General features: G+C 57.8%; 9 protein-coding genes. 2 read left to right on the top strand and 7 right to left on the bottom strand.

What is annotated here, in order from left to right:
* Positions 1 to 18: 18 nt before the first annotated feature.
* The 7 genes from OHL16_RS06850 to OHL16_RS06820 form a co-directional block, all read right to left on the bottom strand.
* Positions 19 to 1098 (bottom strand): AI-2E family transporter, encoded by a 1080-nt coding sequence (locus tag OHL16_RS06850; protein ID WP_263366371.1) that lies wholly within the window; start codon positions 1096 to 1098, stop codon positions 19 to 21.
* A 713-nt stretch (positions 1099 to 1811) separates the two neighbouring features.
* The gene (locus OHL16_RS06845) at positions 1812 to 2156 is read right to left on the bottom strand and encodes a hypothetical protein (RefSeq protein ID WP_263366370.1); all 345 of its coding nucleotides are present in this window, start codon (positions 2154 to 2156) and stop codon (positions 1812 to 1814) included.
* 189 nt (positions 2157 to 2345) lie between these two features.
* Positions 2346 to 2795: a cupin domain-containing protein gene (locus tag OHL16_RS06840; protein ID WP_263366369.1), complete on the bottom strand. Its 450-nt coding sequence runs from the start codon at positions 2793 to 2795 to the stop codon at positions 2346 to 2348.
* A 249-nt stretch (positions 2796 to 3044) separates the two neighbouring features.
* Complete coding sequence (locus OHL16_RS06835) at positions 3045 to 3800, bottom strand: hypothetical protein (protein WP_263366368.1); 756 nt, start codon at positions 3798 to 3800, stop codon at positions 3045 to 3047.
* Positions 3801 to 4851: 1051 nt separating this feature from the next.
* On the bottom strand, positions 4852 to 6501 hold the full coding sequence (locus OHL16_RS06830; protein WP_263366367.1) for a hypothetical protein: 1650 nt from the start codon (positions 6499 to 6501) through the stop codon (positions 4852 to 4854).
* A gap of 55 nt (positions 6502 to 6556) precedes the next feature.
* Positions 6557 to 8500 (bottom strand): glutamine--fructose-6-phosphate transaminase (isomerizing), encoded by a 1944-nt coding sequence (glmS, locus tag OHL16_RS06825; protein ID WP_263366366.1) that lies wholly within the window; start codon positions 8498 to 8500, stop codon positions 6557 to 6559.
* Positions 8501 to 8634: 134 nt separating this feature from the next.
* Complete coding sequence (locus OHL16_RS06820) at positions 8635 to 12990, bottom strand: beta strand repeat-containing protein (protein ID WP_263366365.1); 4356 nt, start codon at positions 12988 to 12990, stop codon at positions 8635 to 8637.
* A 166-nt stretch (positions 12991 to 13156) separates the two neighbouring features.
* Here OHL16_RS06820 and OHL16_RS06815 point away from each other — a divergent pair, with 166 nt between their 5' ends.
* Positions 13157 to 14932 (top strand): mechanosensitive ion channel domain-containing protein, encoded by a 1776-nt coding sequence (locus OHL16_RS06815; protein WP_263366364.1) that lies wholly within the window; start codon positions 13157 to 13159, stop codon positions 14930 to 14932.
* 55 nt (positions 14933 to 14987) lie between these two features.
* On the top strand, positions 14988 to 16193 hold the full coding sequence (locus OHL16_RS06810) for an acetate/propionate family kinase (RefSeq protein WP_263366363.1): 1206 nt from the start codon (positions 14988 to 14990) through the stop codon (positions 16191 to 16193).
* Positions 16194 to 16199: the final 6 nt, after the last annotated feature.

The following is a 16199-nucleotide window of genomic DNA, read 5'->3' as shown; positions in this document are numbered from 1 at the left end:
TGGGCCACCCGTCCACTATCATGCGATTCCTTGTTTCGCGATCTCAGGGCCCTGCAGCCAGGCAAGAAAGAGCTTGTAGCCGACGGACAGAATGATGGCGCCAACAAAGAGGCCGATGGTACCCATGACAAGGAATCCACCGATCGCACCCAGAAAGATCACAGCGGTAGGAACGGCCGCGCCGCGCCCCAGCAGCAGGGGCTTTAGCACGTTGTCGATAAGACCGACGAAGGCGCACCAAAGCAGAAACAAGACTGCCTTCGTCGTGCTGGCGATAGCAAACATGTAGATGACGGCCGGGATGAGCACAACGGCGCCGACCTGAAGGACCGCAGCGAAGAGAAAGATCAAGGTCCACAGGCCCGCGCCGGGAATTCGGGCGACCAGAAAGCCGAGTCCGGCGAGTACGGTCTGGATCAATGCGACGCCGAGGATTCCGTTCGTGACGCTGCGGATGGTCGATGCCGCGAGCTCCTCGTATTCGGGGCCCTGATCGCCGAAGAGGCGGTTGGTCAGCGAGCGCGAGACTTTGGCGCAGCCCGAAGCCTTCGCGAGCAGAACGCCAGCAAGCAGAATGGACAGGACGAATTGCAGAACAGTGAGACCGACTCCGGCGGTGGCGGAGAGCAGACCGGGGACGATTGCTTTAATCTGCGGAGCGAAACTCGTGAGCAGTTCGGTGAGGTTGGTGGAGGCCATGGTCCAGGCACGGAACAACGGCGCCCCAATGAGGGGCCAGGTGGCGACGCTGTCGGGCGGAGGGGGGACGCTGAGGGTTCCATTCTTGATGTGAGTGGTCAGGTTCTGGACGCCCTCAATCATCGTCTCCGTCAATAAGGCGACCGGGACGATCAGGACAGCGAGGAAGAGCAAGGTACCCAGGACCGCGGCCAGCGTTCCGCGTCCGCCGAGGAGGCTCCGGAACTTGCTGTATGCGGGATACACGGCGATTGCAATGATGATGCCCCAGGCGACGAGAGGGAGAAATGGGCGCAGAATAAGGAGGCACGCCGTTGTGAGGAGAGCGAGAAGACCGATGTTGATTGCGACTTCAAGGGCGCGCTGGACGTGATCCTTTGAATGCGCTTCTGTGGCCACGGATATGTCCTTTTGGAGCGGATTGGACTGGATCCCGGGTATTTACTGTGGCCCAATATTACTCTTGCGAATCAGTTCAGCAAGAGTACTGACGCGTCGCTCCCCCCTCCCCCGGTTTTTTGTGCAAAATCTTCCAAACAGAGACTTTAGGTTTGGACTTCGTGCACAATTGGCGTGCCAAACCCAGGAAATCCAAGGAATTTGGCATGGAGTTGGCGCAATGTCTTCAAAAGACAGTTGTTCGTTGCGGTTATAGGTTGCAAGTTGATCAAAAAGTAAAAGCCCCGGGTTGGTCCGGGGCTCTTTTCTCTTCTGTTTCTATTATAGCGAGTGGCACGAACTGGCATGCCACTTCGGGCGAGTTTATTTGTTGTTTGTTTTGTGTTGGTTAGGGGCGTTTTTGCGAGTTTGGGGACTTGACACCATGTGAAGATGGCGAGGTTGTGGGAGCGGCGGGCCCTCTCGATGACTCGTTCGAGGATGTTCTTAGGTTCGGGGTCTTCAAGATGGGGAAGACGTCGGTAACAACTGAAGGTGATGAAGTGGAGGTTGCCCGTTTTCTGGTATCGCATTAGGCCTGTGGGCATCGAGGGATTTTAGCTTGTCCGGGTTCGCGCATTCGCGCGAATGACCCACTCGTGCGATGAGACCGCATGAATGGGGCACCCGATGTATGGGCTGGTTCTTATGTGTGGGCCACCCGCGGGCTGGGGTTATGGGGCTGGGCTCTTTTCTACGCGGACGATCTTGCACTCGAGCTTTTTGTTTTGCCGGGTTTTGATCTTTGCCTTGTTCTTGTCGATCTCGTAGTTGATCTGGCTGCCGACGACGAACTCGGTGGCGTCGGTGGATTTTTTTGAATTGGTGCGGCAGGTGTAGCTGTGGCCTTCGGCGTCGAAGGAGAGGTCGTAGGCCTGATGCTTGTGCTGTTTGTCCGTGGTTCCGAAGGGTTGGAGGTCCTTGAGCGTGGCGGGGCCTTTGAGCTTATCGGCGGACGCGGAGAGCGTGGCGGCGATGGCTGCCAGGGCGAGGATCGCGGTTGTGGCTGTTCTGCGCATGGATTCACCTCGAGAGAGGATTGTAGGCGGAGAGAAAGGCGGGCGGGACTAGCAGTTTTGATAGGGACGGAATCGCAGCGGTTCGCGCATTCGCGCGAATGACCCACTCATGCGATAAAACCGCATGAATGGGGTACCCACATTGGGAAATTTATGGGTGGGCCACCCGTCCGGATCGCCACTCCTAATTCAATATTCCTCTTTCTCTCCCTTCGCGGGAATTGAGGTGGGAACACCTGGAGTGCCGGCATAGGTGATGAGCAGTACCGTAGGTTCGTCACCTGACTCTCCCCGATGTACATCGTCAACGGTCTCGCCTAGGGCTTGCCCCTGATGAAGGACCAGAGTTTTACCGCTGTCCCTGTCGTGCAGAGTGAGAGTGCCGGATAGCACATAGACGACATTTGGAAACGGATGGGTGTGCCATGGCAGAGCGGTATGTGGAGCGATGGTCAGCTTGATCATTGTGAGTTGCGGCTGCCCGGTTGGATAGTGTGTGTAAGGTTTGCCGTTCCAGGATTGTGTCGTCTGTAAGAGGAGATCGCGGTGGCCGCTGGCAACGTTTTGAGCGAGGATGACCGCCAAAGATGCTCCGCAGAGGATGACGGCTATTGCAAGGATGCGGTATTTGGAAATCATATCGGACCTCTCCATGGACATTAGGTTTGGCTATGCGGTCGCTTGAAGGTGATGAAGTGGTCGTGGCCTTCGGTTTGATAACGTTTGTGACGGCTCGGCATTAAGTCATCGTAACGCCAGGCATCCCGGACCCCACCCATGCGCGATGAAGTCGCGCATGAATGGGGCACCCGATTTATGGGTTGGTTGGATGTGTGGGCCACCCGTCCCACCCGCCCACCCATCCTTCAACACACAGATTTAGTCAGGTTATGGGTGGGCTACTCGTTCCTTATATTGCTCCATGAGCGTCAAAATCAATTCGTTTACGAACCAGCCGGACTCCGCACCATGTAGTGCTTGAACGAATACTTTTTCCGGGCCGTTATTTTGAGATACACCTATGCCATCTGTGTAAGGTTGGGTTCGAAGAATGCTTCGATATGGGATGTGAAGGGTTTTATGCTTGCCGCCGAAGTAGATGGATCTGTCAGTAACGAGAAAGTCACCCTCGTCAAGTGGCTGCAGGCCTGTAACAGCTCTGTTCCCGTATGAACCGGTATTAAACCTGATCCCGTCACCCAGCGGAACGCTAATCCCAGCGTAGTTATGGCTAGAAATCGTACGCTCCTCGGCCAGGGTAGTTGAGCCGAAGCAGAAGATAGGGTTTTCGTTATATTCCAAATTGAATTGAGTTCGCCCTAAACCGTCATAAGGAAGCGGGGAGTATTGTTTTACATGCCATAAAATGTTGCTCATTCCAGCGTACGAGAAGCCAAAGCGTTTATTCGCGACATTGGCTGGATCGGCAAACTCATATTTGTAGTGACAAAGCAGCTCATAGATATTCTCAAATTCCTGAGGGCTCAAGGCGACCTTCCTAGCCTTTTCTGAAGTCGCCCTATCCAAGGCGGAAATTGCGGTTTCTTTGGCATCGAGGGCGGGAATTCGATACTGTTCAGTTAATCCCGTCATTCGAGGGATCACATCGGCAGCATTCCCACCCTCTAGAACAGCTTTTTCCACTAGTTCACGTAGTAAAGTCTGGCCTGTTCGCGCTTTTTCCGCGCACTCGACGTGTTCGTTTCGGAAAAGTCCAACTTTCGCGTTGCAAAATCGGCAGAGGGACATAGTGACCGACATCCTCTCATAGAGAGATCAGGCTTGCGACTCTTTTTTAGCGTAGGAAGGGTGGGGCACTCGCCCATTAGGTCATCGTAACTTCAGGCATCTCGGACCCAGCCATGGGCGATGAAGCTGCGCATGAATGGGGCACCCGAATGGGGAAGTTTATGGGTGGGCCACCGCCCACCCGTCCTAGTTTGATCTTTGGAGCGTTTTCCAATCGGAAAAAGCAACGACATACAGAACAATTAAATTGACTAAAGGGAAGACCATCAACAGCCCTAGCCATCCTGAGAATCCGGCTTTAGAGAAAATCTTCCAATACGGCAATATCAGGATGGGAATAAATACACAGATGAAAAGCAGTCCGGCTACAACTCTGATGATCGTGACGTTGTCCACGGATAGAAACTCCCCTGTTTGACTTGGATTTATGGATTCCAGGACCAAGAGTACGAACGCGATGTTCTTTTGTCGAGGATTTATTTCAAGGAATCGGGTGGGCCACCCGCCCACCCGAAGTATGGGCTGGTTTTTATGTGTGGGCCACCCGTCCCACCCGTCCCACACCCGTCCACCCGATTTTATGGGTGGGTTTTGATGTGTGGTCACCCGTCCATGATTCAACTTCCATGTAGGGCCTCCCGCCCTTCGCGCCGAAGATGGGCCACCCGGCCCTGCACTTACGATTTGCTCAAGACCAATTGTTTTGGCCGGCGCCCAAATCGCTTTCTACGGACCTTTTTTGTTGAGGGCTTCTGAGATGTAGTTTTTACGATGGCTCCGTGCTTATCGTTAGTTCGTGGTTTTGCCTCAGATAGACGATGTGCAAGTTCCTGAGCGGAGTCGCCCAAATTCTTGACGAGAGTTGTCCACTCTGCCGGGCTGACGTGATTTGAATGCCGCGCCAAATACATCAAAATAGCGGCTTCTTTTGACGAAACACTAGTCATCAGGGCTCCTTCCCTTCCTTAAGGAAAATTGGATGTACTCCTGAGAGCACAGGATAGCCAGCGTTGCGGTTGTCCCCTCTTCCATCGGCTGTCCACTCTTCGTGATACTCGACGGCTAGATTCAATAGCAATGCGCTCGCTGCTTCCGGGAGTTCAAGTTCGGTGGCCCCATTTTTAGCATCTCTCCACAGCGCCACATTGCGGTTTTTATTGAGTGAGCCAGTCATTGGTTTTGAAAGTGTGGCTGCTCCGAGACTGGTCAATGTTAGCACTGAAGAACCGGGATCATCTGCCAACGCACCCACATAACGACCCGGCCAGCGGCTCATGAGTTGTGGTGCGTCGCACAAAAGCGCAATAATTAAATTGGGTCCAACTGCACGGAGAACATCGCCTACAGGATCCGGCCTCGCAAGATCTTCACAGATCAGGACGGACATGGTAAGCCAGGGCCGAAATGTCACAAAAGAGATGGTCCGTCCTCCAACCTCAATGTGTTCCCACCATTGTGCTCCCGGATGCAAATTGCTGGCCAAACCATACTGCAAAATCTGCGATTTATCCAGCTTCCAGCGGTGATGTTTTTTCTGTGTGAAGGTCGTCCTCATAAGCATATCTTCTCGAAGCTCGATTCCAACTTCGAGAAGGGCCTCATTGGCCCCACATTGATCTGATGAAGGAGCCGAACGGCCGACTCCTGAAATTAAGAAACAATTTTCATTCACAAACTCTTTTGAGAGGTGCTCGAATTCAGAATGCGACATTGCAAGTTCAGGGAAGATTATTCCATCGACAGTGCCAACAGTCGCTTTAGCTTCGTCGATAAGCGTTCTAACGAACTCAATGCTCGGTCCCCGAGATGAGTCAAACGTAAACATCCCGTATGCATGTTGATCCAATCTATCCGATACCCCTTGGGTTCGTGTGGGGCGAAATTGTGTTGGTTCGATGCTGAAGGGCCAGGGAATCGCGAGCAGATTGAAGCTGTGGTGCTCGTTGTCTTGGGCTGCGCTGAGCCATTCTGGACATACATCCGGTGAATACGAATAGGCCAAATGATGAGAAAGAGAACGGACCGTTAGCCCATTCTGAGGGGTGTGCATTTTGGGCAATACCCGACCCTTGCTCGGCGAAATTTCCTTACAAAGCGTAGCCCCCGTTTTCATCTGGGCCGTCAAAAACAAATGTCGTTGCGCCTCATCCTCGAACGCGTCGGAGTTCCTCGTTTCCTGGAAGAAGAGCCCTAGCCCTACGCAGGATTCATCTGCTGCAGCGAGAAGATTGAGCAAACCTAGGACGCACGGACGGTGATTCGGTATTTCGTTTAGGGGGAGGTTTTTTTGCTGTATTAGTAGTGACCACCAATTCTCTAACTGAGACGGAAGCTTCCTTTTGGTCGTTGAAGAGCGACGCCAAGATTTTCCTAGACGCTTTAGTTCTTCCGCACGCTGCACCTTCTTTTGTCGACCTTTGTGTGGTGGATAGTCGTCGACCACGCGCGAATATGCGCCAGATGCCTGCAGCAAAGATGCACAAATGCAGAACACATCGGCTGGCCAGCGTGGCAACGATTTCTTGGAAGCATTAGGAATTAAATAGTCAATTCTAGTGCCAATGGTTTCGACGGGAATTGCTGTCGTCCGCTTCATCAAGTTTCCCAATAGTAGTTGATGAACCCGCTTTTTACAGAAGTTCTTTTCGCGGTCACTCCACGGTAACGCTCTTCGCTAGATTTCTGGGTTGGTCTACGTCGCAGCCTCGGCGGACGGCTATGTGGTAGGCGAGAAGTTGGAGGGGGACTACTTCGAGGATGGGGAGGAGGAGTTCGGGGGCCTGGGGGATTTGGATGGTGTGTTCTACGAGGTGCTTGATCTCCTCGTCTCCCTCGATGGCTATGGCGATGACTCGGCCGCTGCGGGCGGTGACCTCCTGGATGTTTGAAAGCGTCTTCTCGTATTTCAATACGCTGGAGGGGTCGTTGGGGTCTTTGGTGGCGATGGTGACGACGGGGAGGGTCTCGTCGATGAGGGCGTTGGGGCCGTGCTTCATCTCGCCGGCGGGGTAGCCCTCGGCATGGATGTAGGAGATCTCCTTGAGCTTGAGGGCTCCTTCGAGGGCGATGGGGTAGTGGATGCCTCGGCCGAGGAAGAGGAAGTCGTTGGCGGTGTGGAAGACCTTGGCGAGCTCCTGGCACTGGAGGTCGACTGACCGCAAAACGTCTTCGACCTTGGAGGGGACTTTGGAGAGTTCGTCGACCAGGCGGAGGGATTGGTCGGCGGTGATGGTTCCTCGGACCTGGGCGAGGTGGAGGGCGAGGACGAAGAGGGCGGTGAGCTGGGCGGTGAAGGCCTTGGTGGAGGCGACTCCGATCTCGGGGCCGGCGTTGGTGGTGATGGTTCCCTGGGCCTCGCGGGTGACGGCGGAGCCGACGACGTTGCAGATGGCGAGGGTCTTGGAGCCTTTGGCGATGAGCTCGCGCTGGGCGGCGATGGTGTCGGCGGTCTCGCCGGACTGGGTGATGAGGAGTCCGATGGCGGCGGGGTCGGAGATGGGGTCCCTATATCTGTATTCAGAAGCGTAATCCACATCTACTGGTAAGCGCGCCAATCGCTCGATCATGAACTTTCCGGCGAGTCCGGCGTGCCAGGAGGTTCCGCAGGCGGCGATGGAGATCTGGGTGGCTTGCTTGAACTCCTGCTCGGTGATTTGGAGATTGTCGAGGAAGACTTTTCCGGTGTCGAGGGAGATGCGGCCGAGGGTGGTGTCGCGGATGGCGCGGGGCTGCTCGTTAATTTCTTTGAGCATGAAGTGCTTGTAGCCGGCCTTTTCGGCCTGGATGGGGTCCCACTGGATGCGCTGGATTTTTAGGTGGAGCGGGTGGCCGTCGAAGTCGGTGAGGGTGACGCCGTGGGGCGTGAGGACGGCGAGCTCGCCGTCGGCGAGGAAGTGGATGTTGCGGGTGTGGTGGAGGATTCCGGGGACGTCGGAGGCGAGGAAGAATTCTCCGTCGCCGAGGCCGATGACGGCGGGAGGGCCCATGCGGGCGGCGACGAGCTTGTTTGGCTCGTGGGCGGAGAGGACTCCGATGGCGAAGGCTCCGGTGAGGCGGTGGACGGTGCGGCGGACGGCCTCTTCTAAGGGGATATTTGTGGCGTCATTCGCGAAATGCGGGGGTTCTTCGCTGCGCTCAGAATGACGACCGTTATTTTGCTTGCCGTTTTTAGCGGCGTCGGCGAGTTCTTGTTCGATTAAATGAGCGATGATCTCGGTGTCGGTTTCGGTGACGAAGATGTGGCCCCTGGCGGTGAGCTCGTGCTTGAGGGCGAGGTAGTTTTCGACGATGCCGTTGTGGACGACGACGAGGGAGCCGGTGCAGTCGCGGTGGGGATGGGCGTTCTCCTCGGTGGGTCGGCCGTGGGTGGCCCAGCGGGTGTGTCCGATGCCAAAGGTGCCGGAGATGGGGTTGGCGGCGATGACGGCCTCGAGGTTGACGAGCTTGCCGGGTGCGCGGCGAAGTTCGAGACCGGCCGAGTTGCCGGCGACGGCGATTCCGGCGGAGTCGTAGCCGCGGTATTCGAGGCGGCGCAGGCCTTCAACGATAACGGGGACGACGGGCTTGGGTCCGATATAGCCAACGATTCCACACATGGATTTGAGGGTAAATGGTGGGCGAGGATTTTGTGAGGGGGAGATGGGACTTTTGTGGGAAGTAATGGTCGCGGCAAGAGAAAGGGGCGTGTCCGATAGGAACGGACACGCCCTTTGGGTTGAAATGAGGCGATTTAGTTGATGGTGAAGGTGATGGAGCTTGAGGCCGAGGCTCCGGGGTTGGTGACGATCAGGGTGGCCGATCCGGCGGCGGCGAGGTCGCTGGCGGGTATGGCTACGGTGAGGTGCGAGGAGTCGACCCAGGTGGTGGTGCGGTAAGAGCCGTTCCAGGTGACGGCGGCTCCCTGAAGGAAGCCGCTGCCAGTGACGGTGATGAGAGTGTTTCCGGCGCCGTTGGTGATGCTGCCGGGTGTCGCGGCGGTGAGGGTGGCGGCGGCGTTCTGGTTGAGGAGCTGCGGGACGACGACGGGTCCGCGGAGGATGTAGATGTGGCCTCCACTGGTGAGGGCGGCGAGGCCGTCCTGGCCCCAGCGGATGAGGTCGACTCCGTTGTACGAGGTATTGGTTCCTTCGGTGGCGGCCATGTTGAGAGAGACGGCCGCGGTGGGAAGGAAGGTCTTCTGGTCGTAGGCGATGATGCCGTCGACGTTCGATGTGTAAGAGGTTGATGTGGAGGTGCTGCCGAGGAAGAAGACGCGGCTCAGTGAAGTGTCAGGAGCTACGACCTGGTTGGCATAGCTGTTTTGGTTCAAGGGGGCGTAGTAGCCGAGTTGGGTAGCTGGGGTTGTGCTGGGGTCAGCGGCTCCGCCGTTGTTGGCGAAGGCCAGGCCACCGCTCAGTTTGAACGAGCCAAAGTGCAAAAGGGTGGAGGAGGTTCTCTGGGTATTGTTGTAGTACTGCAGACCGGCCGAAGTGATGGGATAGCTGTCGAGGGTCTGCCAGGTATCACTGTTGAAGACGAGCAGCGTGTTGGGATTGAGGAAATGCAGGCTCGTACCGCTATACAGACCAGTGACTGCACCTCGAAGAGAGGCAGTTTTGTTCGTCGGATCGAAGTCATAGAGGCCGAGACCGCTCGTATAACCAAGATCCAAGGCTATGGTGTTCTCACTACCCGAGAGGACGGCGATGTCCCGGAATCCGTTCGTGCTTGCGGAGTATGTGTTTGAGGCAGGCGTGTAGGAGAAGTCGGCCTTTTGAGTGAGCATGTTGAACCGGGCGATGCTGCTGCTGCCGGTGAGGATGGTATAGAGGATCTGGCCATCGTCAGAGAGCGCCAATGCGGTGGGCTGGCTGCCGATGGGGATTGGGGTTCCGATGGAGCCGGTTTCAGGTGTGATCGCTGCGATGGAGTTTCCGGTAACCGTCGCCGAACCCGAGCCTACGCTGGCGTAGAGTTTGCGGGTGAAGGGATCGTAGAGGATGTGGTTTACGCCAACGGTGATGACCTTGTAGATCGAGAGCGGGAGGACGGTCGATACTCCGCCTCCGGGTGTTGGGGTGGAGACACTGATGGCCGCCCAACCGAGAGTAGTGAGGCTGGAGGAAGGGACAAGCGCGGTGAGCTGCGTGTTGCTGGAGACGGAGGTGGAGATCGGCGAACCGTTGAGCAGCACGGTCGTGGCGCTGGTGAATCCAGTTCCGTTGACCGTGACGGTTGTGTCGGTCGAGCCAGCCAGGATGGCAGCGGGTGAGATGGAAGAGAGGGTTGGCGCGACGTTGTAGCCGTTGCCCGTGACGGTGACGGTGGAGGTCGCCTGATTGTTAGCGAGGGAGTTGTCCGCTTCGGAACCGGTGACCTGGGCCGTAAGAGTGGACTGGCCTGCGGTGGTCTGCTGGACGACGATGGTGATTGTTGTGGACGAGCCGTTGGTGATGCCGCCGAGGTTGCACTGAATTGTTGAACCAGGGGCGCATGTGCCCTGCGACGGTGTCGCGGAGACGAGGACTCCGGAGGAAGGAACGAGTGCTGTGAGCACAACGTTGGTGGAATCCGAAGGCCCTGCATTGCTCACTGTAACTGTATAGGTGGTGTTGGATCCGGTTGTGTTTGAACCGGAGGCGGCAATCGCTACGCCAAGGTCGGCGGAGGTTGAGGAGAGATCCTTGACCAGGTTGGAGCGGAGGCTGAAGACACCGTTGGATGCCCGGAAGGCGAGGCCATTTGTGCCCCAGCGTGTAAGATGCGATGGATTGCCGCCGGTGCCTGTGTAGATGGAGCTTACACCGTTGACGGGGATGACAGAGGAGGAGGCCGAAGTGTAGTCGGAGCTGTTGAATGTCTGGATCTGATTGTAGCCGTAGCCGAGGCTGGAGTAGTCGAGGACGAAGGCTTTTCCGAGGGCGGTGTCGGCGACGATAGGACCACTGGCGGGCGTGGTTCCGGATGCGTAGAAAGTTCCGAGGAGCGCGCCGGATTCGACATCGTAGGCGTGGCCCGAGTCGGCATAGATGCGGCCTCCGGTGGCCTGGAGGTCATCAATTCCATAGGCCGCCGCATATGTTCCAGTTGTTGCGGTCGTTTTCAATGTGATGCCGGTGGAGTTGTAGGTGTAGACGTAGTAGTCACTATTGGCGGCGACGTAAATTTCGCTCTTGGTGCCGTCGACCTGTAAGGCGTAGCCGCTGTTGTAGAGGTAATTATTGGTGGGAGCCGGACCGCGCCTGACTCCGTTATCGAAGATGGCGATACTGTTGCTGAGGGAGACGACGACAGAGTTCGGAGAGCCTGGGAGAGCGGCAAGCGCGAGCGCTGTGAGCGGATTGGCGTAGATGCCGGAGTTGCCGCCGAGGCCGAACTGAAGGCCTGCGGTATTGCTGGTGAGATTGACCTGTCTGACCGCAGCAGCACCATCGAGGCCTACCCAGAGGGTGGTGCCATCAGAGGAGATAGCCAGCTTGTTGGGTTCGCTGCCGACGAGGATGGGGTTTCCGAGAGCGCCCGTCGCGGGGTCTACCGAGACGACAGAATCTCCGTAGGGAGCGCCCGCCGAACTGGGGACCGAGACATAGAGCAGTCCGTTGGCAGGGTTGTAGACCATGCTGTTGTTGACGATGGGAATGTAAGAGGTAAATGCAAGCGAGGAGCTGGTGCCGCCTCCCGGGGCTGGCGTCGTAACCGTGATGGAACCGTTGCCCGGAAGCGCATCCAGGTTAGAAGGAATCTGTGCCGTCAGACTCGTCGAGCTGCCGTATGTTGTCGTCAGTACAGTTCCATTGAAGGAGACCGTGGAGGAGGCAGTGAAGTTGGTTCCGTAGACTGTGATCCTGGTCGCGGTCCCAATGGGCGCAGAGTTGGGGTTGATCGAGGTTATGGCGGGAGCAGGTGGTGTGGTGATCGCGATGGAGGCCGTGTTCGAGGTGCCGGGTGTTGCGGTTGGAGTCGTGACCGTGACACTTGCAGTGCCGACTGAAGCCAGAAGGGCTGCGGGCACAGTGGCGAAGAGTCTTGTAGAGCCCGAGTGAAAAGGAGTTGCCAAAGGCGAGCCGTTCCACTGCACGACTGACTTGTTCGTGAAGTTGGTGCCGTTGACGAGGAGAGTGCTGTCTGGAGAGCCGACGATAAATTGCGTCGGAGAGAGGGAAGCGATGGTGGGAGTCAAGGCCGGAAGGTCAACGGCGAGGATGGTTGGCAGGGAGGTCCCGCCACCGGGAGCCGGGTTGGTCACGGTGACGGCGAGTGTGGCTTGTGTGGCCTGATCGGTTGCCGCGAGCGTGAATGTAAGGTGGGTAGCGTCGACCAAAGTAGTTGAGCGGGCTGAGCCGTTGACGTTGACGACGGAGTTCGAGAGGAATCCGGAGCCTGTGACCGTGATGGTCGCTGCAGGTGCTCCTACCGTAACTGTTGACGGGGTGAGAACGAGCCCTGTGGGGATCGGATTGTTGACAGGTACGGATGCGGCGGCAGAGGTGCCTCCACCGGGCGACGGGTTGGCGATTTTGACCGAGAGGGTTCCTGCAGCGGCGAGATCGCTGGCGGTGAACGCTACATTGAGCTGCGTGGGACTGATATATGTGGTTGGGCGTGCGCTGCCGTTGACCTGAGCGCTGCTTGTGGAGACGAAGCCCGAGCCCGCGATGACCAGGGGAGTGTTCGTAACGCCGGCGATGAAGTTCGCTGGGCTGAAGCTGCTGATCGTTGGTGAGGGGTTGTCGATTTCAAGATTAACGGCCTGGCCGGTCGCGCTGGTGGTGGAGCCGTTAAGGACTGCGACGGGCAAGAGGGCGGCGCTTGCGAAGAGGCTTGACGGGACCGAGGCCTGAAGTTGCGTCGCGCTGACAAACGTGGTCGGTTCACTGACGCCCGCGATCTGAACAACTGATGTCGAGATGAAGTTGCTTCCGGTAACCGTGATGGTAGTAGCAGCTGCGCCGACGGTGACTGATGTGGGTGAGACCGACGTCACTGTCGCGGGAGTGGGGGTTGAGGATGAACCACTGGAGCCTGAAGAGCAACCGTTGAGGCAGAGAGCGAAGAGGGCAGACACAAGGAGGGCGGCGGAGACAGAACGAACGAGTCTGGTTTTCATGAGGAGTTCCGAGTATAGGGCAACAAAAAGCCTTTCAGTTCAAAAAGATGTGAATGCAACTTTTGGGGGATCAGGGCAGGAGGGGACGCATTCGGTAAAGACGGCATCATAACTGCTGTGCGGAGCAAGACGGTTTTGTGGCAAGTCTACGGTTTATGGTGAATGGATGAGAGATTTGCGGCGGCTCTTTGTTGTGGTTCCGGTGGCAGTGCTGGTGGCTTGTGTTGTGGGGATCATTCTGACGCAGGGCTCGATGGCTCACCTGTCGTTTTTGAAGGGGAAGCACACGGCGGGAGAGTTGGTGGACCAGAGGCCGTGGCAGACGGCGCAGGCAATGGCTGCGATGGCGGTGTCAGCCGAGGAGCAGGAGTATGCCAGGCAGGCGCTGCGGCTGGCGGACCATGAGGTCGACCAGGCGTTTGCGCAGGCGATGCGGCAGGCGACGGTGGATACACGGACGCTGACGGGAGATGCGCTGGCGCAGCAGCAGAAGGTGGCCAGGCTCGAGTCTCTGGTGAAGGAGGACCAGGCCAAGGTCGATCAGTTGACGGCAGCGGCGAAGGGCGCTCCGGCTGGGACGGAGAACGACGATCTGGACCTGGCGAAGGCGCAGGCTCAGTTGGACAGCGATGAGCTGACAGATGCGAAGGGTGACCTGGCAAAGGCGAGCGGAGATAAGAGCGCGCAGATCAAGGAGGAACTGTCGGCCCGCGAAGCCGAGATGAAGAAGTATGACGCCCAGATGGGCGACACGACGCAGACGGCGGTGGTTTCGGCGAAGCGGTATGGGACTCTCATGGGAAGGATTGGGGCGTGGCTGGCCCAGCGGACCAGGATGGAGGCGCTGCGGCAGGCAAAGGCACAGGCCGATGCGGATGCAGCCGCACTGACGTTGCAGCACAGTGAGATTGATAAGAAGCTGAATGCGCCAGGCAGCGCTGACGCGGCCCAGACCAGCGCGAAGAGCAGAGTGGCGTGTCTGAAGCAGATGCGTGAGATGGTGACGATTCAGGGGATTCTGGATGACCGGATTCAGGCGCATCAGCAGCTCTCGCAGGTGTACGGGCAATGGCTGAACCAGGTGAAGTTGCAGCATACGATTGTGGTCCACATGATCCTGGTGTCCCTGGCGTGGATTGCGTCTCTTGTGCTGTTGGGCGCGATCGCAGGGATGATTGCGAACAAGCTGCTAGACCGGTTGAGGGTGGACAGACGCAGTCAGAACACGCTGCGGAACGTGGTGGGGCTGGGAGTTCACGTTGTGACGCTGGTGCTGGTGCTGCTGGTGATCTTCGGGACGCCGAGCCAGATGCCGACGATCCTTGGGTTGGCGACGGCGGGGTTGACGGTCGTGTTTCAGGACTTCATTCTGGCGTTCTTCGGCTGGTTCGTGCTGATGGGGAAGAGCGGAATTCGAGTGGAGGACTGGGTGGAGATCAATGGAGTGAGGGGAGAGGTGGTTGAGGTGGGGCTCTTCCGGACGACGTTGCTGGAGACGGGCAACTGGACCGCCCAGGGGCATCCGACGGGACGGCGGGTAACCTTCATGAATAGTTTTGCGGTCAGGGGGCAGTACTTTAATTTCTCGACGTCGGGACAGTGGATGTGGGACGAGATCAAGGTAAATATCCCGCGGGGAGCTGAGACCTATAAGCTGATTGAGTCGATCCATGGTGCGGTGGCAAAGGAGACAGAGGAGAACGCCAAGCAGGCCGAGCGGGAGTGGCAACGAGCGACAAAGCAGGGCGGGTTGAGCCAGTTCAGCGCAGAGCCGTCGGTGGAGTTGCAGCCGGCGTCTTCGGGAGTGGATATGGTGGTGCGGTATGTGACACGCGCGGGTGAGCGGTTCGATGTGAGGAACAGACTTTACCAGAGGGTGATCGATCTGATGGGCGAGGCGGAAGACGCGGGAGTCCAGTCTGTAGTGGGAAACAAGGCGTAGAGCGGTCTGATTTTTCAGGTTTGCGGTTTGCAGAAATGCATCAGGAGCAGAGTGCGTGCATATTCTTGTAATCAATAGCGGTTCGTCCTCGATTAAGTTTTCGGTGTACTCGGCGGGTGGCGCGGAGCCGCAGTCGATGTTCGAAGGCGAAGTGAGCGGGATAGGCTCAGGGAAGGCGAGCCTGAAGTTCCGCGATGCTGCGGGACGCGACCTGACGGGCGGCAGTCCGGAGGTGAAGGCTGAGAACCCCGTTGAGGCGATCGGCGTCGTTGAAAGGGCGCTGAATTCTGGCGCGATGCCGCAGATCGACGCGGTGGGCTATCGGGTGGTGCATCCGGGACCGAAGTTGAAACGCCATGTGCGGCTCAGCGATGAGGTGATGCGCGACCTGAAGGAGGCCGCAGAGTTCGCTCCGCTGCACGATCCGGTGGCGATCGAAATGATCGAAGATGCGATGCAGCGTATTCCGCGGGCGGCGCACTACGCGTGCTTCGATACGGTGTTTCACGAGACGATGCCGGAGGCGGCCTCGACGTATGCGCTGCCGGAGAAGTATCGGGAGCAGGGCGTACGGCGGTATGGGTTTCATGGGCTGAGCTGCGAGTCGGTAGTGCGGCAGTTGAGGACGGCAGGGATTCGCCTGCCGCAGCGGATGGTGATTGCTCATCTGGGAAGCGGATGCAGCGTAACGGCACTGCTGGCGGGGCGCTCGATCGACACGACGATGGGGCTGACTCCGACGGGCGGCGTGGTGATGGGGACGCGGCCGGGCGACCTTGATCCGGGACTGGTGCTGTATCTGCTGCGGAAGATGAACGGAGATGCCGAACTGGAACGGATGCTGAACCGTGATGCGGGGATGGTGGGGCTGACGGGTCTTCCGAATGATATGAAGATGGTCCGCGAAGGGGCGGCGAAGGGAGATTCGCGGGCGCAACTCGCGATTGAGGTGTTTACGCGCAGCGTGCGGAAAGCGATCGGCGGCTTCAGCTGGCTGATGGGGGGATTGGACGCGGTGGTGTTTGCCGGAGGGATCGGCGAGCATGATGCGCGGTCGCGTGCGGAGATCCTGGAGGGGCTGGAAGAGATGGGGATCCGGGTGGACCCTGTGTTAAACGACGCAGAAATACATGACCCGGCAGATATGCTTCGGGCAATTCATGCATCTGAATCAAGATCGAGAGTGTTTGTTGTGCCGAGCAGGGAAGACCTGATGATCGCGGTGCATGTGGCGCGGATGAGACGGGAGGCAACTGCTTAGCGAGTC

Source organism: Edaphobacter bradus, from assembly GCF_025685645.1.
Classification (GTDB): Bacteria; Acidobacteriota; Terriglobia; order Terriglobales; family Acidobacteriaceae; genus Edaphobacter; species Edaphobacter bradus.
This window is presented reverse-complemented; position numbering and strand designations above follow the sequence as displayed.